The 21329-nt window shown below is 63.2% G+C and carries 19 protein-coding genes; 9 read left to right on the top strand and 10 right to left on the bottom strand.

The genetic code is table 11. From position 1 onward, the window contains the following. Window positions 1–11: 11 nt before the first annotated feature. The 7 genes from folK to dksA all read right to left on the bottom strand — a co-directional run bounded on the left by folK (window position 12) and on the right by dksA (window position 9063). The gene (folK, locus tag C4Q27_RS15750) at window positions 12–491 is read right to left on the bottom strand and encodes a 2-amino-4-hydroxy-6-hydroxymethyldihydropteridine diphosphokinase (RefSeq protein WP_104887044.1); all 480 of its coding nucleotides are present in this window, start codon (window positions 489–491) and stop codon (window positions 12–14) included. Continuing rightward, window positions 488–1870 (bottom strand): polynucleotide adenylyltransferase PcnB, encoded by a 1383-nt coding sequence (locus C4Q27_RS15755; protein WP_020191715.1) that lies wholly within the window; start codon window positions 1868–1870, stop codon window positions 488–490. The genes folK and C4Q27_RS15755 overlap by 4 nt, the downstream gene beginning before the upstream one ends. Window positions 1871–2837: 967 nt before the next feature. Next, window positions 2838–4280, bottom strand: coding sequence for a sigma-54 dependent transcriptional regulator (locus tag C4Q27_RS15765; RefSeq protein ID WP_064491446.1), 1443 nt, complete (start codon window positions 4278–4280; stop codon window positions 2838–2840). A gap of 4 nt (window positions 4281–4284) precedes the next feature. Then, complete coding sequence (locus C4Q27_RS15770) at window positions 4285–7260, bottom strand: sensor histidine kinase (protein WP_165366975.1); 2976 nt, start codon at window positions 7258–7260, stop codon at window positions 4285–4287. After that, on the bottom strand, window positions 7244–7420 hold the full coding sequence (locus C4Q27_RS15775) for a hypothetical protein (RefSeq protein WP_003250005.1): 177 nt from the start codon (window positions 7418–7420) through the stop codon (window positions 7244–7246). Before C4Q27_RS15775 ends, C4Q27_RS15770 begins: the two co-directional genes overlap by 17 nt. A gap of 245 nt (window positions 7421–7665) precedes the next feature. Further along, window positions 7666–8553: a tRNA glutamyl-Q(34) synthetase GluQRS gene (gene gluQRS, locus C4Q27_RS15780; protein ID WP_064491453.1), complete on the bottom strand. Its 888-nt coding sequence runs from the start codon at window positions 8551–8553 to the stop codon at window positions 7666–7668. A gap of 63 nt (window positions 8554–8616) precedes the next feature. After that, window positions 8617–9063 (bottom strand): RNA polymerase-binding protein DksA, encoded by a 447-nt coding sequence (gene dksA / locus C4Q27_RS15785; protein WP_003250009.1) that lies wholly within the window; start codon window positions 9061–9063, stop codon window positions 8617–8619. Between the two features lie 210 nt (window positions 9064–9273). Here dksA and C4Q27_RS15790 point away from each other — a divergent pair, with 210 nt between their 5' ends. Then, the gene (locus C4Q27_RS15790) at window positions 9274–10446 is read left to right on the top strand and encodes a pyridoxal phosphate-dependent aminotransferase (protein WP_010955343.1); all 1173 of its coding nucleotides are present in this window, start codon (window positions 9274–9276) and stop codon (window positions 10444–10446) included. After that, entirely contained in the window at window positions 10446–11159 is a 714-nt protein-coding gene (gene sfsA / locus C4Q27_RS15795) for a DNA/RNA nuclease SfsA (RefSeq protein ID WP_004575787.1), read from the top strand. The genes C4Q27_RS15790 and sfsA overlap by 1 nt, the downstream gene beginning before the upstream one ends. Here sfsA and C4Q27_RS15800 read toward each other — a convergent pair. Further along, window positions 11149–11466, bottom strand: coding sequence for a Rieske (2Fe-2S) protein (locus C4Q27_RS15800; protein ID WP_014592391.1), 318 nt, complete (start codon window positions 11464–11466; stop codon window positions 11149–11151). The genes sfsA and C4Q27_RS15800 overlap by 11 nt on opposite strands. Window positions 11467–11614: 148 nt before the next feature. On the opposite strand from C4Q27_RS15800, the gene C4Q27_RS15805 reads away from it, so the two are divergent. The 4 genes from C4Q27_RS15805 to C4Q27_RS15820 all read left to right on the top strand — a co-directional run bounded on the left by C4Q27_RS15805 (window position 11615) and on the right by C4Q27_RS15820 (window position 15287). Next, complete coding sequence (locus tag C4Q27_RS15805; RefSeq protein ID WP_064491448.1) at window positions 11615–12499, top strand: hemin ABC transporter substrate-binding protein; 885 nt, start codon at window positions 11615–11617, stop codon at window positions 12497–12499. A gap of 50 nt (window positions 12500–12549) precedes the next feature. Then, window positions 12550–13533, top strand: a complete 984-nt coding sequence (locus C4Q27_RS15810) for an iron ABC transporter permease (protein WP_162490572.1) — start codon at window positions 12550–12552, stop codon at window positions 13531–13533. Beyond that, a complete protein-coding gene (locus tag C4Q27_RS15815; RefSeq protein WP_010955339.1) occupies window positions 13533–14300 on the top strand; it encodes a heme ABC transporter ATP-binding protein in 768 nt (255 codons plus the stop codon). The genes C4Q27_RS15810 and C4Q27_RS15815 overlap by 1 nt, the downstream gene beginning before the upstream one ends. Window positions 14301–14402: 102 nt before the next feature. Continuing rightward, a complete protein-coding gene (locus C4Q27_RS15820) occupies window positions 14403–15287 on the top strand; it encodes a ChaN family lipoprotein (RefSeq protein ID WP_064491449.1) in 885 nt (294 codons plus the stop codon). 180 nt (window positions 15288–15467) lie between these two features. Here C4Q27_RS15820 and C4Q27_RS15825 read toward each other — a convergent pair whose 3' ends face one another. Next, the gene (locus C4Q27_RS15825; RefSeq protein WP_010955337.1) at window positions 15468–15746 is read right to left on the bottom strand and encodes a TfoX/Sxy family protein; all 279 of its coding nucleotides are present in this window, start codon (window positions 15744–15746) and stop codon (window positions 15468–15470) included. A gap of 157 nt (window positions 15747–15903) precedes the next feature. After that, complete coding sequence (locus C4Q27_RS15830) at window positions 15904–17466, bottom strand: bifunctional aminoglycoside phosphotransferase/ATP-binding protein (RefSeq protein WP_104887046.1); 1563 nt, start codon at window positions 17464–17466, stop codon at window positions 15904–15906. Window positions 17467–17581: 115 nt separating this feature from the next. On the opposite strand from C4Q27_RS15830, the gene mrcB reads away from it, so the two are divergent. From mrcB to C4Q27_RS15845, 3 genes are read left to right on the top strand one after another with little or no spacing between them, the layout of a single operon-like run. Beyond that, the gene (gene mrcB, locus C4Q27_RS15835) at window positions 17582–19903 is read left to right on the top strand and encodes a penicillin-binding protein 1B (RefSeq protein ID WP_010955335.1); all 2322 of its coding nucleotides are present in this window, start codon (window positions 17582–17584) and stop codon (window positions 19901–19903) included. A 15-nt stretch (window positions 19904–19918) separates the two neighbouring features. Then, complete coding sequence (locus tag C4Q27_RS15840) at window positions 19919–20719, top strand: M48 family metallopeptidase (RefSeq protein ID WP_010955334.1); 801 nt, start codon at window positions 19919–19921, stop codon at window positions 20717–20719. Then, window positions 20719–21051: a YqcC family protein gene (locus C4Q27_RS15845; RefSeq protein ID WP_003250034.1), complete on the top strand. Its 333-nt coding sequence runs from the start codon at window positions 20719–20721 to the stop codon at window positions 21049–21051. The genes C4Q27_RS15840 and C4Q27_RS15845 overlap by 1 nt, the downstream gene beginning before the upstream one ends. Window positions 21052–21329: the final 278 nt, after the last annotated feature.

Here is a 21329-nt window from a genome sequence, read left to right on the forward strand (position 1 = left end):
GAACGCCCGGTCTACAGGCGTTCCAGGCCGACGAACGGGCATTCGTCGAGCAGTTGCGCGAGGGCGCGACCATCGGCCAGGCGGAAATCCCCCGGTACCAGTTCGGCCAACGGATACAGCACGAACGGGCGGGCATGCATGTGGTAATGCGGCACTTTCAGGCGTGGCTGGTCGAGCACCTGGTCACCGAACAGCAGGATGTCCAGGTCCAGCGTGCGTGGTCCCCAGCGCTCTTTGCGCACGCGGCCCTGGTCGTTTTCGATGGCCTGCAGCGCATCGAGCAATGCCAGTGGTGCCAGGGCGGTGTCCAGGGCGGCGACAGCATTGGTGTAGCGCGGTTGGCCGGGCAGCAGCGAATCGCTGGTGTACAGGGCCGAGGCGGCTACCAGGCGCGTGGCTTCGACCTGGTCCAACGCCTGAAAGGCGCTACGCAGCTGCTCGGCAGGTGCGTCCAGGTTGCTGCCCAGACCTACGTAGGCGCGAATGGTCACTCGAACGCCTCGTCGCCACTGCGCTTGCGTTTGCTGCTGCTGCGCTTGCGCTTGCGCGGGCCGGCGCTTTCGTCACGGCTGCCAAGCTCGCGGATCATCTCGCGGCGCTCGCTGTCGTTTGCGTCCTGGTAATCGGTCCACCACTGGCCCAGGTCGTCGGTTTCTTCCCCGGCGCTTTCACGCAGCAGCAGGAAGTCGTAACCGGCGCGGAAACGCGGGTTGTCCAGCAGCATGTCGGCGCGCTTGCCGCTGCGGCGCGGCAGGCGCTCCTGCATGTCCCAGATCTCGCGGATCGGCAGGGTGAAACGCTTGGGGATGGCAATGCGCGCGCACTGCTCGGCGATCAGGTCGTGGGCCGCACCGTTCATGGCCGGGATCGGCGGCACGCCCTGGTTCTGCAGGTGCAGCACACGGGCCGGCAGGGCTGGCCAGAGCAAAGCAGCAAACAGGAAGGCTGGCGTCACCGGCTTGCCCTGCTTCACGCGCAGGTCGGTGTTGTTCAATGCCTGGCTGATCAGCGTGTGGGTGTAGGTCGGCCGCTCGTCCAGCGCGTGGGCACTGGCCGGGAACAGCGGTTCGAACAACTCCAGGTCAACCAGCATTTCGAAGGCGATGGCACCTTGGCCGCTGAGGAACAGCTTGAGGCATTCCTCGAACAGGCGCGCGGGTGGAATCTCGCGCAGCATCGGGGCCAGACCGCGAATCGGCAGGTAAGTGTGCTTTTCGATGCCAAAGTCGAGCTTGGCAGCAAAGCGCACCGCGCGCAGCATGCGCACCGGGTCTTCCTGGTAGCGGTGGGTCGGGTCTCCAATCAGCCGCAGCAGGCGATTGCGCACGTCGTGCACACCGTTGGCGTAATCGAGAATGCGCTCGCTGACCGGATCGTAGTACAGGGCGTTGATGGTGAAGTCGCGGCGTTGCGCGTCCTCTTCCAGAGTGCCGTACACGTTGTCTCGCAGAATGCGGCCACTGGCGTTATGCGACGAACGGTGGGCATCGCCCTGGTCGTCCTCGGAGTGGTGGGCGCGGAAGGTGGCGACTTCAATGATCTCACGGCCGAAATGCACATGGACCAATTTGAAGCGACGACCAATGATGCGGGCGTTGCGGAACTCGGCACGGACCTGTTCGGGGGTGGCGCTGGTGGCGACGTCGAAGTCCTTCGGCGTGATGCCCAGCATCAGGTCGCGGACACAGCCACCGACCAGGTAAGCCTGGTAGCCGGCGCTTTGCAGCCGCTCCACGATGTTCACCGCATGACGGCTGAACTGGTGGCGCTGCAGCGAGTGCTGGCTCTTGTTGATCACCTCGGGCGTGGTGCGCCTGTGGTGCGGGCCCGGTACGGGCGGGCGGAAAGACTGGAACAGCTTCTTCAGCATGGGATGCACTGTGTGAAGGAATGTTCGGCCAAGAATAGGAGAATGGCCGCATGATGGGCGGGGATTCTAGCATTTACTCGGGGAATGGTGTAGGCGGGTAGCAGGATGCCTGCCAGAAGGGTAGAAACGACAAGGGGAGCCTAAGCTCCCCCAGAAGTCGTTGCGTGCTCTTATTGTTTTTTTGCTGGGCTTCTTGTTTTTGTTGAGTGCCCTGCCCACAAATCTCGAAACTTGTGGACGACCCCCAAACCGGGGGTAAAGAGCAAACGGATTGCTTTGGCCGCTGATGACACGTTGATCTGTCGATCCAACCAGTTCAGGCGCTGCTTTTAGTGCAGTTTTTGTTGTTCTCTGCCTGGTTGTGGGGCAAGCCCCAAACACGCATCCTCTCCAAAAGAATCAGTTAGCTGCGCCTCCGCCATCTTGTTTTTATTGTGCGTGAGCCGTTTCGTCTTGTTCTTATTCTGAGTTGCAGTGCTTGTTATTGTTCTTGTACCAAAAATATAGCAGGTGCCGTGCCAACTTTTCAAAACTCAATAAAATCAAGGGGTTGAGCGGGTTCTGCAGTTTTTGGCAGGTCGAAAATGTCGCAATTTCGTTACCGTACGCCTCGGGGACTGTTACGGCGGAAAGCTTGGGTAACAGATTTTTACGGGAGGTGAGGTGTTACCTGGGGTGTTCGCCGTGACACGTTCAGCGCCTGTGAGACCGAGCGCCGCCCGCGCGGCGCTTCGCGGCTAAAGCCGCTCCTACATTTGTTCGGGCCAATTTTTCTGTGGGATTTGCGCGCGAATGCCTTGGCGCATGGCTCGAGATTGCGTCGTACAACAAGGCGGTCGCGCGCGCGTGGCACAGGAGGGACTGGCCCGAAACAAATGTAGGAGCGGCTTTAGCCGCGAAGCGCCGCGCGGGCGGCGCTCGGTCTCACCGACGCCGCATAGGCTGCGGCGTGCGGTGCGCAGGTGGGTTATTCGCTGGTAGCGTTGCTCTTGCGCCGTGGGATGCCCAGGCGCTGACGGCGTTCCCACAGGCACTTGCGGCTGACGCCGAGCTTGCGTGCCAATTCGGTCTCGGTCATGTGGTCCTGGTGTTCAAGCACGAAGTGCTGGAAGTAGTCTTCCAGCGACAGGTCTTCGGTCGGCTCGTGGCTGGCATTGCCCCCGTTGGCCACCACCAGGGCATTGTCGAGGATGTCGTCCTCTTCCAGGTCGCTCAGCTCGATGTCGATGCCCAGCAGCTCGGCGGAAATTTCTGCGCTCTCGCTGAGGATCACCGCGCGCTCCACGGCGTTTTCCAGTTCACGCACGTTACCGGGCCAGCTGTAGTGACGAATGGCTTGCTCGGCCTCGGCCGAGAAGTGCAGGTCGTCGCGGCCGATGCGAGCGCTCTGGCGGGCGAGGAAGACGTTGGCGATCTCGTTGACGTCGCTGCCACGCTCGCGCAGGGCCGGCAGCTTCAGGGCGATGACGTGCAGTCGGTAATACAAGTCTTCACGGAACTGGCCGGCCTTGGCCAGGTTTTTCAGGTCGCGGTGGGTCGCGGCGATCAGGCGCACATCGACCTTTTGCGACTGCACCGAACCTACCCGGCGTATCTCGCCTTCCTGCAGCACACGCAGCAGGCGAGCCTGGGCTTCGAGCGGCAGTTCGCCAATTTCATCGAGGAACAGCGTACCGCCATCGGCGGCCTCCACCAAGCCGGCGCGCCCGGCGCTGGCGCCGGTGAACGCGCCTTTTTCGTGGCCGAACAGTTCGGATTCGATCAGCGTTTCGGGGATGGCCGCGCAGTTCACCGAGATCATCGGTGCCTTGGCCCGGCGAGACAGGTTGTGCAGGGCGCGGGCCACCAGCTCTTTACCGGTGCCCGACTCGCCCTGGATCAGCACATTGGAGTCGGTAGGCGCGACCTTGCGGATCTTGCTGTACATGTCCTGCATGGGCTGGCACGAGCCGATGATGCCGATCTCGCCATTGGCCGTTGCCGCGCTGCCTTTGTCGGGCGCTGTAGCCTTGCCATTGCTGGCGCGTGGCTCGGCAGGCGGTGCAGCAGCGGGGGCGTTCTGCCGGTCACGCAGAATACGCGCTACTGCCTGCAGCATCTCGTCGTGGTCGAAGGGCTTGGCGATGTAGTCCACCGCGCCCATTTTCATCGAGTCCACCGCTGAGCGCAGGCTGGCGTAACTGGTCATGATCAGCACCGGGGTGCCCTGGCCGAGCTTGATCAGCTCGGTGCCGGGCGCGCCTGGCAGGCGCAGGTCGCTGACGATCAGGTCGAAAGTGGCAATGCTGAAGCGTTCCTGGGCTTCCTGCACCGAGCCGGCCTCGCTGACCTGGTACTGGTTCCGCTCAAGCAGGCGACGCAGGGCCGAGCGGATGATGGTTTCGTCTTCGACGATCAGAATGTGCGGCATTGATTCAATTCTCTCGACGGTCTCGAATTTCAGGGGACGTCGCTACGACATGCCGGGGCAGGGTCACGCGGATCCGGGTGCCACGTTGCCGTTCGATATCGGCCGGGCTGTCGATGGTGATTTGCCCATAATGCTCTTCCACGATGGAATAGACCAGAGCGAGCCCCAGTCCGGTTCCTTCGCCCGGGTCCTTGGTGGTGAAGAAGGGTTCGAACAGGCGGTCCATGATGTTCTTCGGAATCCCGCTGCCTTCGTCTTCGACGATCAGGTCGACGGTGTGCTCGTTAACCTCGCTGCGCACGCGCACGGCGCTGCCGGGCGGCGAGGCATCGCGGGCGTTGGAGAGCAGGTTGATCAGCACCTGGGCCAGGCGCTGCGGGTCACCTTCGGCCCAATGGTCCGGGTCGCAAAGGTTGAAGAACTGTACTTCGAAATTGCGCCGGTTCAACGCCAGCAGACCGATGGCATCTTGTGCCACTTCAGCCAGGCACACGGGCTCCTCGCTGTTCTGGTGGCTGCCGCCGGCATGGGCGAAGCTCATCAGCGACTGGACGATGCGCGATACGCGCTTGGTCTGGTCAAGGATCTGGCTGGACAACTCGATGATTTCGCCATCGTCTTCGCGTTCCTCGCGCAGGTTTTGCGCCAGGCAGGCGATGCCGGTGATCGGGTTGCCGATCTCGTGGGCCACGCCGGCGGCCAGGCGGCCGATGCTGGCCAGGCGCTCGGAGTGCACCAGCTTGTCTTCCAGTGCCTGGGTTTCGGTAAGGTCTTCCACCAGCAGTACCAGCCCGCTGTTACCGGGGGCCAGAGGCTCGTCGATGGCTGCCTTGTGCAGGTTCAGCCAGCGCGGCTGGCCGTCCAGCGCCAGGCGCTGCTTGTGCAGGTGCTCGTCGGGCACGTTGATGAAGCCTTGCAGCAGGCCGCGCCAAGGCTCGTCGATGGTGACCAGGCGCGAGCCGACCACATGCTTGGCGGCGATGCCGGTGAGCTCTTCCATGGCCTTGTTCCACATCAGGATTTCCTGGTCCTTGGCCAGCGAGCAGACGCCCATGGGCAACTCCTGCAGGGTCTGGCGATGGTAGCGGCGCAAGGCATCGAGCTCGGCGGCCAACCCGGTCAGGCGCGAGTGGTAGTCTTCCAGGCGGCTTTCGATGAAGTGGATGTCTTCGGTCACGTAGTTTTCGTTACCGGACTTGTACGGCAGGAAAGTCTCGACCATGTCCTGGGCCACGCTCGGCCCCATCAGGCCGGACAGGTTGGCTTCGATGCGGTCGCGCAGGCGGCGCAGGGCATAGGGGCGGCGTTCGTCGAACGGCAGGTAGAGGTCGCGCAGCGCTTGCTCGACTTCCTTTTGCGCGGCCTTGGCGCCCAGCGGCTTGGCCAGCTGGGTGGCGAATTCCTGCGGCGAGGCGGCGTGCAGCTCGCGGCGCTGTGGGCGGCGCACGTTATCCACGGCACAGGCTTCGGCCGCGCTGACTTCTTCGTTGCTGGCGTTGGTGAACAATGAGATCAGGGTGAACAGCAGCACGTTGGCCGCCAGCGAGGCGATGGCTGCCATGTGCCAGCTGGTATCGTCCAGCACATAGATCATGTCCAGCAGCGGGATGTAGAAGCCCTGCAAGTTGCCGAGAAGCGGCAGCAGCATGGTCACCATCCACACCAGGGTGCCGGCCAGCAGCCCGGCGATGAAACCGCGGCGGTTGGCGGTTGGCCAGTAGAGTACCGACAGCACCCCGGGCAGGAACTGCAAGGTGGCGACGAAGGCGACGATGCCCAGGTTGGCCAGGCTCTGGTGGTAGTTCTGGCTCAGGTAGAACATGAAGCCGGCGGTGATGATGGCGACGATCAGTGCACGGCGGGTCCACTTCAGCCAACGGTAGATGTTGCCCTCGGCCGGCGGCTGGTAAAGCGGCAGCACCAGGTGGTTCAGGGCCATGCCCGACAGCGCCAGGGTGGTGACGATGATCAGGCCGCTGGCTGCCGACAGGCCGCCAATGTAGGCCAGCAGTGCCAATGCCTGGTTGTTGGCGGCGATGCCCAGGCCCAGGGTGAAGTACTCGGGGTTGGTGCTGGCGCCCAGGCGCAGGCCGGCCCACAGCACCAGCGGCACGGCAAGACTCATCAGCAGCAGGAACAGCGGCAGGCCCCAGCTGGCGCTGACCAGCGAGCGCGGGTTGAGGTTTTCGGTAAAGGCCATGTGGTACATGTGCGGCATGACGATGGCCGAGGCGAAGAACACCAGCAGCAGGGTGCGCCATGGGCCTTCCTGCAGGGGGGTGTGCAGGGCGGCGAGGGCGGTCTGGTTCTGCAGCAGCCAGACTTCCAGCTCGTGCGGGCCGCCGAATACGCCATACAAGGCATACAGGCCGATACCGCCCAGGGCCAGCAGCTTGATCACCGACTCGAAGGCGATGGCGAATACCAACCCCTCATGTTTCTCGCGCGTGGCGATGTGCCGCGAGCCGAAGAAGATGGTGAACAGAATGATCAGCGTGCAAAAGGCAAAGGCCACCCGGGCCTTGACCGGTTCACCGGTAAGGATGCTGATCGAATCGGCCACCGCCTGGATCTGCAAGGCCAGCAATGGCAGCACGCCAATCAGCATGATGATGGTGGTCAAGGCCCCGGCCCAGGTACTGCGGAAGCGGAAGGCCAGCAGGTCGGCCAGCGATGACAGCTGATAGGTGCGGGTGATCTTGAGGATCGGGTAGAGCAGCACCGGCGCCAGCAGGAATGCGCCAGACACCCCCAGGTAACAGGCAAGGAAGCCGTAGCCGTATTGGTAGGCCAGGCCAACCGAGCCATAGAAGGCCCAGGCACTGGCGTAGACGCCCAGCGACAGGGTGTAGGTAAGTGGGTGGCGAATGATCGAACGCGGGATCAGCCCGCGCTCGCTGATCCAGGCCACGCCGAACAGCACCATGAGGTACCCGGCGCTGATCAGGATCATCTGGGTCAGGCTAAAGCTCATCGGCATCTCGTTGGCTCTGCAGGATGAAGGTGACGACGATCAGGATCAGCCAGAGCAGGTAGGGGCGGTACCAGGCTCCGGTCGGTTCGATCCACCAGTCCATGATGGCTGGGGAGAACAGGTAGATCCCCACGACCAGAAGCAGGACCAAACGATAGATGTACATGCTGGCCTCGATGGTTGGGTGCTACGGGCTTGAACTTATTATTGGCGCAAATGGCAGGGGGGATGCTAGCGGGAATCCACAGCGTTCGCCAAGGGTTTGAATTTACTGGGCTTTTGTTTTTGAGAGGTGGAATGAATGTGCCGGCCTCTTCGCGGGTGAACACGCACCTACAGGTAAAGCGTTGCCTCTAGGTTTATTGAGGACCCTGTGGGAGCGGGCGCGCCCGCGAAGAGACCGGTAAAGTTTCAGCGCAGATCAGCCTCTGGCACGGTGGTCCGCTGCGCGATCGCTTCCGGCCGCCATTGCGTGCGCGCGACTGCCAGCACCTCTGCCGGCGTCGCCAACAGCAGTTCCGGGTCTGTCTTCTGCCCCAGCGCCCGCAATGCCCGCAGCAGCAGGGGGGTAGCATGCTCCGCCTGCAGTGGCGGCGAACGGTACGACTTGCCCAGCTTGTGCCCATCCGGCTGCACGATCAGCGGAATATGCAGGTAACGCGGCTGTGAGAAGCCCAGCAGTTCCTGCAGGTACAGCTGGCGCGGGGTGTTGTCGAGCAGGTCGGCACCACGCACGATGTCGGTAACACCCTGCCAGGCATCGTCCAGCACCACGGCCAGCTGGTAGGCGTACAACCCGTCACGACGCTGGATGACGAAGTCACCCACCTCACGCCCCAGGTGTTGCTGGTACTCACCCTGCACTCGGTCGGTAAAGCGGTAGATCAGCTCCGGCACCCGCAAGCGGATGGCTGCCCCTTCACGGGCATGTCCGGCGTTGCGGCAAAAGCCTGGGTAGATGCCGTTGTAGCTTTCCAGCTGCTTGCGCGAGCAGGTGCATGCGTACGCCAGGCCCATGTTGAACAGGCGGTCTACCACGGCAGCATAGGCATCGTGGCGCTGGCTCTGGAATACCACCTCGCCATCCCAGTGCAGGCCGTAACGTTCCAGCGTCTGGAGGATGGCATCGCGGGCGCCGGGCATCTCCCGGGGCGGGTCGGTGTCTTCCATGCGCAGCAGCCAGCGGCCGTTGACGGCGCGGGCATCGAGCCAGGAGGCGAGGGCGGCGACCAGCGAGCCGAAGTGCAGGAAGCCGCTGGGGGTGGGGGCGAAGCGCCCGATGTAGCTGGAGTCGGTCATGGTCAGGCTGGGCATATAAATGAAACGGGGCGCATGATGCGCCCCGTTCAGGTGGAAGAAAGATCAGCCTTTGCCGACCGTTTTTTCCTTTTTCTCGGCAATTTCCTTGCAGTCGAAGCACAGGTCGGCGGTAGGGCGGGCTTCCAGGCGGCGCAGGCCGATCTCGATGCCGCACGACTCGCACCAGCCGTACTCTTCGTCCTGAATCTTCTGCAGGGTTTTATCGATTTTCTTGATCAACTTGCGCTCGCGGTCGCGGTTGCGCAGTTCGAGGGCGAATTCCTCTTCCTGGGATGCGCGGTCTGCGGGATCTGCAAAGTTGGCTGCTTCTTCTTTCATATGGTCAACGGTCTTGTCGACGCCGACCATCAGCTCTTGCTTCCAGCCAGTGAGGATCTTGGTGAAGTGCTTGCGCATGGGCTCACCCATGTACTCCTCACCCTTGGTCTCCTGATAGGGTGCAACCCCATAAAGATTCTGGTTGGCTTTTTGCTTTTCTAGGGTGGACATGAATAGACCGCCTCTCACTCATCTGATCCAATGCGCAGGATGCTCCATCTCCGGCGACCGCCGGCCCTGCGACTGCGAGCCGCCGAACTTACCAGATAGATCGGGGGTGCGCTACCCCGCCCGATCCTGCTAATTGACACCGGCCTGAGCGGTACGTTCGGTGGTGTGCAGAGGTAGAATCTCCAGTTTAGACCCATTTGAGAGAAGGTCATGGCCCAACCCTACAGTGCGCGCAGCCGCGCCATCGAACCTTTCCACGTCATGGCGCTGCTGGCCCGGGCCAACGAGCTGCAGGCGGCCGGGCACGATGTGATCCACCTGGAAATCGGCGAGCCGGACTTCACCACGGCCGCACCCATCGTCGCGGCCGGCCAGGCCGCGCTGGCCGCAGGGCACACTCGCTACACCGCCGCACGCGGTCTGCCGGCACTGCGTGAGGCAATTGCCGGTTTTTATGGGCAGCGCTATGGCCTGAACATCGACCCGGAACGCATCCTTATTACCCCCGGTGGCTCCGGCGCGCTGCTGCTGGCCAGCAGCCTGCTGGTGGACCCGGGCAAGCACTGGCTGCTGGCCGATCCGGGTTACCCGTGCAATCGCCACTTCCTGCGCCTGGTCGAGGGCGGGGCCCAATTGGTACCGGTGGGCCCGGATGTGAACTATCAGCTGACTGCCGACCTGGTTGAGCGCTACTGGGACAAGGACACCGTCGGAGCCCTGGTCGCTTCGCCGGCCAACCCGACCGGTACCGTGCTGGGGCGCGAGGCGTTGGCCTGCCTGGCCAGAACCACCCACGAGCGGCATGGCCATCTGGTGGTGGACGAGATCTACCACGGCCTCACCTATGGCATGGACGCGCCGAGCGTGCTGGAAGTCGACGACTCGGCATTCGTCCTGAATAGTTTTTCCAAGTACTTCGGCATGACCGGTTGGCGCCTTGGCTGGCTGGTGGCCCCGCCCGGTGCGGTCGCGGACCTGGAGAAACTGGCGCAGAACCTGTACATCAGTGCGCCGAGCATGGCGCAGCATGCCGCGCTGGCCTGTTTCCAGCCCGAGGCGCTGGCCATTTTCGAGGAGCGCCGCGCCGAATTCGCCCGCCGTCGCGACTACCTGCTGCCCGCCCTGCGTGAACTGGGCTTCCGCATTGCCGTCGAGCCGCAAGGTGCGTTCTACCTGTATGCCGATATCAGTGCTTTCGGCGGGGATGCGTTCGCATTCTGCCGACACTTCCTGGAAACCCAGCACGTGGCGTTCACGCCGGGCCTGGACTTCGGTCGCCACCTGGCCGGGCACCATGTGCGCTTCGCTTATACCCAGAGCCTGCCGCGCCTGGAAGAAGCGGTGCAGCGTATTGCCCGTGGCCTGCAGAGCTGGCAAGGCTGATGCGTTTTTCTCCTTCACTCGAGCAGGGCCGCCTGTTGCGTCGCTACAAGCGCTTTCTGGCCGATATCGAACTGGCCAGCGGCGAGCAGATGACTATCCACTGTCCGAATACCGGCTCCATGCTCAACTGCATGCGTGAAGGTGGGCAGGTGTGGTTCAGCCGCTCCAACGACCCCAAGCGCAAGCTGCCAGGGACCTGGGAAATCAGCGAAACCCCCCAGGGGCGGTTGGCCTGCGTGAATACCGGGCGGGCCAATGCGTTGGTCGAAGAGGCCCTGCGCGCCGGTACAATCACTGAACTGGCCGGTTTCACTGCACTCAAGCGCGAAGTGGCCTATGGCGAGGAAGGTAGCCGTATCGACTTTCGCCTGGAGTTCGAGGGTGCCCCGGCCTATGTCGAGGTCAAAAGTGTGACGCTGGGCTACCCCGACACTGCTGTTGCGGCCTTCCCTGATGCGGTGACTCAACGCGGTGCGAAACACCTGCGCGAGCTGGCAAAGCTGGCCCGGCAGGGCGTGCGGGCCGTGCAGCTGTATTGCGTGAACCTGACCGGTATCGACGCTGTGCGCCCGGCTGAAGAAATCGATACGGCCTACGCCCAGGCGCTGCGCGCTGCCGTAGCGGACGGGGTGGAGGTGCTGGCCTATGGCACTCGGCTGGACGCCGAGGGTATCGTCATCGATCGCCGCTTGCCGGTGCTGCTTACCCCTTGAACCAGATGCCCTGGCTGTCTTCGTGGCAGCCCAGGGGCTGCAGCTGCTCACCCTCACAGGGGCCTGCCACGCATTCGCCGCTTTCTATCAGGAACAGGGCTCCGTGATGGGCGCAGTGGATGAGGCTGGCGCTGTCATCCAGAAACGCGTCCTCTGCCCAGTTCAGCGGGATGTCCCGGTGCGGGCAGCGGTTGCGGTAAAGGTACACCTGGCCTTGGCGACGCACGCCGAACAGTTCGAGGCCGTCTACGCTGAAGGCGCGGCTTTGGCCCTCGGCGAGGCCGAGGGATGTACAAAGGAAGTGCATGGCAAGGATGACCCGTGAAACACGTGATGGCTTGACGCTCCAATGCGAATAATTATCAAATTGATCGCATTCGCTGCGCCCGGCTGCCTATGGTGCGCAGTTCCGCCGCTCGCCACAAGGCGTGTAGCCCGTCTTCAGAAGGAACCCGATGATGCGCCGTCCAGCTGCTTTTCTCGCTCTGTGTGCAAGCCTTGTGCTCTCTACCCAAGCCTTGGCAGCCGAGCTGCCGCAACGCTGGGTCAGCGCGGGTGGCGCCTTGAGCGAGTGGATAACCGCATTGGGAGGTGAAGCGCGCCTGGTCGGTGTGGACACTACCAGTCAGCACCCGGCCTCGTTGAAAGCCTTGCCCAGTGTGGGGTATCAGCGGCAGCTGTCGGCCGAAGGCATCCTCAGCCTGCGCCCGGATGTGCTGGTGGGCACCGAGGAAATGGGGCCGCCACCGGTACTGGCGCAAATCCGCAAGGCCGGCGTGCGGGTCGAGTTGTTCTCCAGCAAGGCCGAGCTGTCGGCAGTGGATGAAAACCTCAGGCACCTGGGGCAGTTGCTCGGTGCAGAGCAGCAAGCGTCCGCGCTTGCAGCGGACTACCGCCAGCGGCTCGATGCGTTGCATGCCAACGTCAAGCGGGCCCAGGCCGGGCAGCAGGCTCCTGGGGTGTTGCTGCTGGTCGGCCATGCCGGGGCCAAGCCGCTGATCGCTGGCCAAGGCACTGCCGGTGACTGGCTGCTGGGCCAGGCGGGTGGGAGAAACCTGGCCGCGCACCCAGGCTACAAGAACTTCTCCAACGAAGCCTTGGCGTCGCTTGACCCGGATGTGATCGTGTTTTCCGACCGGGCGCTGGCCGATGAGCAGGCCTTGCAGGCGCTGTTGAAAGAAAACCCTGCGCTGGCTGCCTCGCGGGCCGTGCGTGAGAAACGCCTGGTCTCACTGGACCCAACGTTGCTGGTCGGCGGGCTCGGGCCTCGGCTACCGGCGACCGTGCAGTCGCTGGCAGCCACCTTCTACCCGGCTGCTCAGGCCAGCTTCGCACGATGAAACAACGGGTCCAGTCACGTACGTTGTTCATTAGCCTGAGCCTGCTGTGCCTGTTGGCAATCTGGCTGTCACTGGCGCTGGGGCCAGTCAGCCTGCCGATGTTCGATACGCTGCGCGCTGGCCTGCGCCTGTTGGGGCTGCCCGTTTCCGAAGATGGCCTGCAGCAGGCCGAGATGATCCTTGGTCAGATCCGCCTGCCGCGCACCCTGTTGGGGTTGGCGGTGGGCGCGGTGCTGGCGCTGTCCGGGGTGGCCATGCAGGGGCTGTTCCGCAACCCGCTGGCCGACCCCGGGCTGGTAGGGGTTGCCGCCGGCGCCGCAGTGGGGGCAGCGGTTGCCATTGTCGGCGGCGCCTGGTTTGGCGGCATGCCGGATGCTTTCGCGCCTTATCTGCTGTCGTTCTGCGCTTTTGTCGGCGGGCTTGGGGTAACTGCGCTGGTCTACCGCCTGGGGCGCCGCGATGGCCAGACCAACGTCGCCACGATGCTATTGGCTGGCGTGGCCATGACCGCGCTAGGTGGCGCGGCCGTGGGGCTGTTCTCTTACCTGGCCGATGATGCCACCTTGCGCACGCTGACGTTCTGGAACCTTGGCAGCCTCAATGGCGCCAGCTATGAGCGGCTGTGGCCATTGTTGCTGGTGGCGACAGGGGTAGCGGTGTGGTTGCCGCGCCGGGCCAAGGCACTGAATGCCCTGTTGCTGGGGGAGTCGGAGGCGCGCCACCTGGGCGTTGACGTGGAGCGGCTCAAGCGTGAATTGGTGTTCTGCACGGCGCTGGGGGTGGGGGCGGCAGTGGCAGCAGCCGGGTTGATCGGCTTCATTGGCCTGGTAGTGCCGCACCTGGTTCGCCTGCTGGCCGGGCCCGATCACCGTGTTGTGCTGCCAGCCTCGCTGCTGGCCGGCGGTGTGCTGATGTTGTTCGCCGACCTGGCGGCGCGGCTGCTGCTGGCGCCTGCCGAGCTGCCGATTGGTATCGTCACGGCCTTCATCGGTGCGCCGTTCTTCCTGTTCCTGCTGATGCGAGGGCGCGGCTGATGTTGCAAGTTGAGGGCCTGTATCTGTGCAGGGGCAGCAATGAGGTGCTGCACGACATTCACCTGCAGTTGCCTCCGGGGCAGGTCGTGGGTGTGCTTGGCCCAAACGGTGCCGGCAAGAGCAGCCTGCTGAGTGTGCTGTGCGGTGAACTGGCGCCCGACCGCGGGCGGGTAACGCTGCAGGGCCGCCCCCTGGCCGATTGGGCCGGGCAGGAACGGGCAAGGCGCCTGGCAGTGTTGCCACAGGTGTCCAGTTTGGGTTTCTCGTTTCGGGTGGAGGAAGTGGTGGGCATGGGGCGCATGCCTCATGGCACCGGTCAGCGGCGCGATGCGGAAATTGTCGAAGCGGCGTTGCGGGCGGCAGATGCCTGGCACCTGGTGGCGCGCAGTTACCTGGCGCTTTCCGGTGGCGAGCGGCAACGGGTGCACCTGGCCCGCGTGCTGGCGCAGCTATGGCCGGGCGAGGAGGGCAGCACGTTGCTGCTCGACGAACCGACCTCGATGCTCGACCCGCTGCATCAGCACACCACCCTGGAAGCCGTACGCCGTTTCGCCGACTGCGGTGCTGCAGTGTTGGTGATCCTGCATGACCTGAACCTGGCGGCGCGTTACTGTGACCGTATCCTGTTGCTGGAGCAGGGGCGCTGCCATGCGTTTGCCACGCCCGAAGCGGCACTGACCCCAGCGGCCCTGAAGGCGGTGTACGGTATCGACGTACTGGTGCAGGCGCACCCCGAGCGTGGGCATCCGCTGATCATCACCCGTTGATTCTCGAACCGTGCACGACCTTTGAGGAAGCGACCTTGTCTCGCGACAGGTCCGCCCCCAGGGCAGGCCATTCAAATTGTGGATGACATGGAGTAACTGCCGATGCGACACCCGCTGCTGTCCGGTTTCTCGCTGTGCCTGGTACTGGTGATAGGCGGCTGTCAGGCCAGCCTGCCGCCGTTGCCCGCCTGGCAGAGCAGTGAAGGTCGCACGCACGCCGAGCTGGGAACGATTGTCGACCTGGCCAGTGAGCAGGTCATAAGCCCTGAAACGCTGGTGGAGCGCCTGGCTGACGCCCCCCGAGTACTTGTCGGCGAGAAGCACGACAACCCTGACCATCACGCGCTGCAACTGTGGCTGTTGCGCGCTCTGCAAGGCCAGCGTACGCAGGGCAGCCTGTTGCTGGAGATGCTGCAGCCCGAACAGCAATCACGGGTGGACAAGCTGGCGGGGCAGCCTTTGCCGGAAGACTTGCCCAAGGCGCTGGCCTGGCAGGAGGGCTGGGATTGGCAGTTGTACGGGCCGATTGTCACCGAAGCCTTGCAACATCGCGTCACGTTGCTGGCCGCCAACCTTTCGCCCGCCGAGATGCGTCAGGCCTATCGACAGCCGGCTCCGGTGCAGGGCGAAAACTCCAATGCACCTGCGGTAAAGGCTGCCTTGCTGGAACACGTGCGCGCCGGGCATTGCGGGATGCTGCCAGAAAACCGGTTACCGGCGATGCTGGCCGTTCAGCAGCAGCGCGACCGGCGCATGGCCGAGCGCTTGCAGGCGGCACCGCAACCGGCACTGCTGTTTGCCGGGGCTTACCATGTGCGCAAGGACCTGGGCATACCCTTGCATCTGGCTGACCTGGGGGCATCGGGGGAGAGCAAGGTATTGCTGCTGGCTGAGGTGGGCGAGCGAATCGAGCCTGGCGAGGCTGATTATGTGTGGTACACGGCAGCGATGCCGGAGCAGGATTATTGTGCGCAGCTGCGGCGCTGATCCTGCAAAGGCACAGGCAAAAAAAGACCCGGCAAATTGCCGGGTCAATAACCGTGATTAGCCTGATGAGGAGATAATCTGAGAGTCCGAACCAGGGGCTCTTAGCTTATCCAACCAGTCTCGCGACCAGTTGCGATAATCATAACAATTCTCATTTAGCCGTCAATCCCTTTACCCCGATTATTTGGGTTTTTTTTGCGTAGGGTTTTTCGCGTCCAATTGTTGGTTGAGTGCTTCCTTGCGTTCGAGCGGCAAATCGTTCCAGTGCATGTCCAGCAGGGCGCCTTCAATGGCATACAACAGCACCTTCGATGCACGGAACCCTCGTGTCTTCACGGCCTGGTACGCACCCACCGCGCCCAGGCGGCGCAAATCCGATGCACTGTGGATGCCGGCCGCATGCAGCCACTGCGCAGAAGTCTTGCCAAGGTTCTTCAGATGCTGCAATTCATCGTTCATCGAGCCTCCTTGCGATGGCTGAACGGGAATGGGGGATAAATCGCGAGCAGGTCTGAGAGGAGTGTAGCGGGCATTGGGAAATATGCGGCTTTTTGCCATCGGAGGGTGAGCGGCCTGTGCCTGCCCCTTGGCGGGCAGGCACAGGAAGGTGACGAACTTACAGGCCAGGCAACCGTTGGCGAATCTGCTCGATCACCTGATCCATGCTGCCGGCAGCCTGGGTATCGACGCGGGTGCTGTGCACCAGCTCCTGCGCATCCAGCGCCTCACGGCTGGCCTGTTGGGCCTTGATCACCTCCAGCGTGGCATCCGACGGGTCGCTGTTTTCGGCCTGGCGCTGCTCCAGCCAACTGGCGATGACCGCCTCTGGCGCGTGGCAGTTGAGGATGAGGAACGGCACGCCGGTCTGGCTGGCAACGTCTGCCGCAGCCTGGCGTTGTTCACGCTTGAGGTAGGTGGCGTCCAGCACCACCGGGAAGCCGGCGCGCAGCACCGTCGCTGCTACCTCGTGCAGGCGCTGATAGGTCGCTGCGCTGGCGTCCTGGTCGTATATGCCGGTACTCAGCTGGCCGGCGTCGGCCTGCGGTTGTTCGCCGAACAGGCGCTTACGCTCTACGTCCGAACGCACGCGCACTGCACCCAGGGCCTCGACCAGGCGCATGGCCACGTGACTTTTGCCCACCGCCGAAACGCCATGGGTGATGGCCAGCAGGCGCGACGGGATGGCGCTGTAGCTTTCGGCCAGGTTGGCGTAGTTGCGGTAGGTGCGCAGGGTGGTGGCACGCTGAACGCCATCAGCGTCGGCCGGCATGCTGAACAGTGCGACCTTGGCCCGCACCAGCGCGCGGTAGGCTTTGTAGAAGTTGAGCAGTTCCAGGCCTTCGTAGTCCCCCGTCAGTTCCAGGTACTGGCTGATGAAGCGCCGGGCCAGGCACTTCAGGCCGCGGTCTTCCAGGTCCATGGCCAGGAAGGCGGTGTCGGCGTAGACGTCGGTCAGTCGGAAAGGCTCGTTGAACTCGATGCAATCGAAGATCACCACCTTGCCATCGATCAGGGTGGCGTTGCCCAGGTGGATGTCACCGTGGCACTCACGGATGAAGCCATTGGCCTTGCGCTTTTCCAGCAGCCCTTGCAGGCGCTCGAAGCTGCTGCGGGCCCAGGCCTGCAGGGCGTCGAGTTGCTGCAGATCGGCTTTGTCGCTGAGGAATGGGCGAATCTGCTCGAAGTTCTGCTCCACCGGGGCCATCACGCTATCTGGCGTGCCAAGCGGGTGCTCCATCGGCACACGTGGGGCCTGCAGGTGAAAATCGGCAATCTGCCGGGCCATCTGGTCGATGTGCGTGGCGTTCAGCTCGCCATTGGCCTGCAGGGTGTTGAGCATCTGGCCCTGGGGGAACTGGCGCATCTTCAGCACATACTCGATGGCTTCACCTTTGCCACCGATCTGCGGTGCGTCGACGCTACCGGTGATCGGCAACACTTCCAGGTACAGGCCTTCGGTCAGGCGTTGGTTCAGGCGCAATTCTTCGTTACAGAAATGCTGGCGCTGGTCCAGTCCGGTGAAGTCCAGGAAGCCGAAATTCATCGGTTTCTTGATCTTGTAGGCGTATTCGCCAGTGAGCAGGACCCAGGAGATATGCGTCTCGATGAGCTGAAACCCCTCCACGGAGTGAGGGTACAGGGCAGGGTTCTGCAACGCAGTAATAAGAGCTTGGCTCACGGCAAATCCTTCCGGGGCAAGGGAATTCGAATGCGCCATTATGGTCAATGGTGCCGTCCCTGCCTACCGCCGGGCCGTCTGCCCAGCCTTTATAAAGTGCGTATAATCCGCCGCCATGACCCGAACCCGAAATCCCCGCACCCCTCAGAAACGCCCGACCGGCCGCTCCCGCGCCTGGCTGGGCTGGGCTTTGAAGCTCAGCCTGGTTGGCCTGGTGATCGTTGCCGGCTTCGCGGTTTACCTCGATGCCGTCGTCCAGGAAAAGTTCTCCGGCAAGCGCTGGACCATCCCGGCCAAAGTGTATGCCCGACCGCTGGAGCTGTTCACCGGCCAGAAGTTGAGCAAGAACGACTTCCTCACCGAGCTCGATGCGCTCGGCTACCGTCGCGAAAGCGCGGCCAACGGCCCGGGCGCTGCGTCCGTCAACGGCAATACCGTCGACCTCAATACCCGTGGCTTCCAGTTCTACGAGGGCATGGAACCGGCGCAGTTCGTCCGCGTGCGCTTCTCTGGCGATTACGTTGCGGGCCTTTCCGGTGCCAACGGCAAGGCGCTTGACGTGGTGCGGCTGGAGCCGCTGATGATCGGCGGCATCTATCCGAAAAATCTCGAAGACCGCATCCTGATCAAGATTGATCAGGTACCCAAATATCTGCTCGAAACCCTGGTGGCAACGGAGGACCGCGAGTTCTACAGCCACTTCGGCGTGTCGCCAAAGTCCATCGTCCGGGCCATGTGGGTCAACACGTCGTCCGGCTCGATGCGCCAGGGTGGCAGTACCCTGACCCAGCAGTTGGTGAAGAACTTCTACCTCAGCAGCGAGCGCAGCCTCAGCCGCAAGCTGACCGAGGCGATGATGGCGGTCCTGCTCGAACTGCACTACGACAAACGCGAAATCCTTGAGGCCTACCTCAACGAGGTGTTCGTCGGCCAGGACGGTCAGCGCGCGGTGCACGGCTTTGGTCTGGCTAGCCAGTTCTTCTTCAGCCAGCCGCTGTCCGAGCTGAAACTGCATCAGATCGCCCTGCTGGTGGGCATGGTCAAAGGCCCGTCCTACTACAACCCGCGGCGTCACCCCGAGCGGGCCCTGGCTCGCCGCAACCTGGTGCTCGACCTGGTGGCCGAACAGGGCGTGGCCAGCCAGGCAGAAGTCGATGCGGCGAAGAAAATGCCGTTGGGCGTGACCAAGCGTGGCAGCCTGGCCGACAGCTCGTTCCCGGCCTTCCTCGACCTGGTCAAGCGACAGTTGCGCCAGGATTACCGCGACGAGGACTTGACCGAAGAAGGCCTGCGCATCTTTACCAGCTTCGACCCGATCCTGCAGATGAAGGCCGAAACCTCGATGAGCGAGACCTTCAAGCGCCTGGCGGGCCGCAAGGGGGCCGACGATGTGGAAGCGGCGATGGTCGTGACCAACCCTGAGACCGGTGAAGTACAGGCGCTGATCGGTAGCCGCCAGGCAGGCTTCGCCGGCTTCAACCGGGCTATCGATGCTGTGCGGCCGATCGGCTCGTTGGTCAAGCCGTCGGTATACCTGACTGCGCTGGAGCAGCCGAGCAAGTACACCCTGACCAGTTGGGTGCAGGACGAGCCATTTTCGGTCAAGGGCGCTGACGGCCAAGTCTGGCGCCCGCAAAACTATGACCGCCGCCCGCATGGCACGATCTACCTGTACCAGGGGCTGGCCAACTCCTACAACCTGTCGACCGCCAAGCTCGGCCTGGAAGTGGGTGTGCCGAACGTGATCAAGACCATTGGTCGCTTGGGCGTGAATGTCGACTGGCCTGCGTTCCCGGCCATGTTGCTGGGGGCAGGTGGCATGTCGCCGATGCAGGTGGCAACCATGTACCAGACCATCGCCAACGGCGGCTTCAACACGCCGATGCGCGGCATCCGCAGTGTGCTCACCGCCGAGGGCGAGCCGCTCAAGCGCTACCCGTTCCAGATCCAGCAAACCTTCGACCCAGGTGCCATTTACCTGGTGCAGAACGCCATGCAGCGCGTAATGCGCGAAGGTACAGGGCGCTCGGTGTACAACACCTTGCCACGCTCGCTGACCCTGGCGGGCAAGACCGGTACCAGTAACGACTCGCGTGACAGCTGGTTCTCCGGCTTCAGTCAGGATCTGCTGGCCGTGGTGTGGATGGGGCGTGACGATAACGGCAAGACACCGTTTACCGGCGCCACCGGCGCCTTGCAGGTGTGGACCAGCTTCATGAAGAAGGCCGACCCGCTGCCGCTGGACATGCCGCAACCGGACAACGTGGTGCAGGCCTGGATCGATCCCTACAGTGGCCATGGGTCTGATGCCAGCTGTCCGGGAGCGGTGCAGATGCCGTATATTCGCGGGAGTGAGCCGCCGGCCGGCGCAGCCTGTGGCGGCGAGCAGGACCCAGTAGAATCGGTAATGGACTGGGTCAAAGGCTGGATGAATTAAGCACAGGCTGCATTGATGAGGTGTGATGTGAACAAGTGGCTGTTTCCTGCCGTGACGGCGTTGGCTGTGCTCCAGGGGTGCTCCAGCGTCCCGCGTGGCAATATTCCGGTGGTCGATTCGAGCACCCGCGTGTCCAACAGCGAACGCGTGACGGCCAACCGCTCGGCGGGTGGCTATAACGCCGGCACCGCCCAGGCGCAGACGCTGCCGGAGGATTCCGGTGTCACCGTGATGATCCCGCAGGGCGCAGGCGCTTCGGGCATCCAGACGTTCCCGGCGTCCAATGGCGCCGCGCCGATCAGTACCTCGCCGATCACGCCAGGGCCGATCAGTACAGGGCCTGTCAGTTCGGCGCCGATGACCACCAATCCCAACCCGATTGCCGATGAACCCTTCGACATTGCCGCGATGAACAGCACCCCGCAAAGCGCCAGTGCGCCAACCGGTATTCCGCGCAGCGCCGCCGCCGGTGGCCTGTCGGCCGACGAGCAGCTGGACGGTCCTGTGCTGGCACTGTTGACCACTGCGCAGACGCAGCAGGGCAGCGGCGACTTCAACGGCGCCGCTTCGAGCCTTGAACGTGCCCAGCGCATTGCTCCGCGTGAGCCGCAGGTGCTGTATCGCCTGGCCCAGGTGCGCCTTTCGCAAGGTGATGCGGCGCAGGCCGAGCAGTTGGCGCGCCGCGCCCTGACTTACGCCAACGGCCGCCCAAGCCTGCAGGCAGAGCTTTGGAACACGATCGCCCAGGCCCGTGAAAAGCAGGGTGACAGCGCTGGGGCTGCGCTGGCCCGGCAAAAGGCGCGGGTCAATTCGTGATGATCGAGCAACGCGTGCTGGATATTGCCGACCACCTGCTCTTGATCGAGCGCGAGCTGCAGGTGCAAGGCTGGTGGGATGACGAGCCGCCAAGCGACGAGGCACTGGCCAGTACGGTGCCGTTCGCCGTGGATACCCTCAGTTTTGAGCAGTGGCTGCAATGGATCTTCCTGCCCCGCATGAAGATCATCATCGAGCTGGGCCACCCGCTGCCCAATGCATCGAGCATCCTTGTCATGGCCGAAACCGTGTTTACCGACCGGCCGGAGCAAAGTCGTGAGCTACGCCGCCTGTTGGCAGCTTTTGATCAATTGATCGCTCCTTCCGCCTGATTTCTTCAGTTTTTCCGTCAAGGGCCGCAGATTGTGGCCCTTTTTTTTGGAAATCTTCTTAATTCTGCTGCTGAAGCGATTTTTAGTGGTGGCAGGAATTCATCTTGAGGAAAAATTGGCAATAATTTTTCTTGACTTGTTGGCGCCGAATCACAAGAATCCAACTTCCGCTGTAGAGGGACTGCCAGAAGCAGACCCGCTAAGCAGATCATGAGGTGCACACCCGCGCCGACCTGTTACACCCCGCAACGCGTTACCTCGCGCTGGGTGGGAAATCC

Origin of the sequence: Pseudomonas sp. SWI36 (assembly GCF_002948105.1) — a bacterium.
Classification (GTDB): Bacteria; Pseudomonadota; Gammaproteobacteria; order Pseudomonadales; family Pseudomonadaceae; genus Aquipseudomonas; species Aquipseudomonas alloputida.

Excerpts from the sequence above, each read along its gene's own strand:
- sfsA (WP_004575787.1), top strand. The coding sequence starts at position 10,446 with ATGCGTTTTTCTCCTTCACTCGAGCAGGGCCGCCTGTTGCGTCGCTAC.
- C4Q27_RS15790 (WP_010955343.1), top strand. The coding sequence starts at position 9,274 with ATGGCCCAACCCTACAGTGCGCGCAGCCGCGCCATCGAACCTTTCCAC.
- C4Q27_RS15755 (WP_020191715.1), bottom strand. The coding sequence starts at position 1,870 with ATGCTGAAGAAGCTGTTCCAGTCTTTCCGCCCGCCCGTACCGGGCCCG.
- C4Q27_RS15805 (WP_064491448.1), top strand. The coding sequence starts at position 11,615 with ATGATGCGCCGTCCAGCTGCTTTTCTCGCTCTGTGTGCAAGCCTTGTG.
- dksA (WP_003250009.1), bottom strand. The coding sequence starts at position 9,063 with ATGTCCACCCTAGAAAAGCAAAAAGCCAACCAGAATCTTTATGGGGTT.
- C4Q27_RS15770 (WP_165366975.1), bottom strand. The coding sequence starts at position 7,260 with ATGCCGATGAGCTTTAGCCTGACCCAGATGATCCTGATCAGCGCCGGG.
- C4Q27_RS15845 (WP_003250034.1), top strand. The coding sequence starts at position 20,719 with ATGATCGAGCAACGCGTGCTGGATATTGCCGACCACCTGCTCTTGATC.
- mrcB (WP_010955335.1), top strand. The coding sequence starts at position 17,582 with ATGACCCGAACCCGAAATCCCCGCACCCCTCAGAAACGCCCGACCGGC.
- gluQRS (WP_064491453.1), bottom strand. The coding sequence starts at position 8,553 with ATGACCGACTCCAGCTACATCGGGCGCTTCGCCCCCACCCCCAGCGGC.
- C4Q27_RS15815 (WP_010955339.1), top strand. The coding sequence starts at position 13,533 with ATGTTGCAAGTTGAGGGCCTGTATCTGTGCAGGGGCAGCAATGAGGTG.
- C4Q27_RS15840 (WP_010955334.1), top strand. The coding sequence starts at position 19,919 with ATGAGGTGTGATGTGAACAAGTGGCTGTTTCCTGCCGTGACGGCGTTG.
- C4Q27_RS15800 (WP_014592391.1), bottom strand. The coding sequence starts at position 11,466 with ATGCACTTCCTTTGTACATCCCTCGGCCTCGCCGAGGGCCAAAGCCGC.
- C4Q27_RS15825 (WP_010955337.1), bottom strand. The coding sequence starts at position 15,746 with ATGAACGATGAATTGCAGCATCTGAAGAACCTTGGCAAGACTTCTGCG.
- C4Q27_RS15820 (WP_064491449.1), top strand. The coding sequence starts at position 14,403 with ATGCGACACCCGCTGCTGTCCGGTTTCTCGCTGTGCCTGGTACTGGTG.
- C4Q27_RS15775 (WP_003250005.1), bottom strand. The coding sequence starts at position 7,420 with ATGTACATCTATCGTTTGGTCCTGCTTCTGGTCGTGGGGATCTACCTG.
- C4Q27_RS15765 (WP_064491446.1), bottom strand. The coding sequence starts at position 4,280 with ATGCCGCACATTCTGATCGTCGAAGACGAAACCATCATCCGCTCGGCC.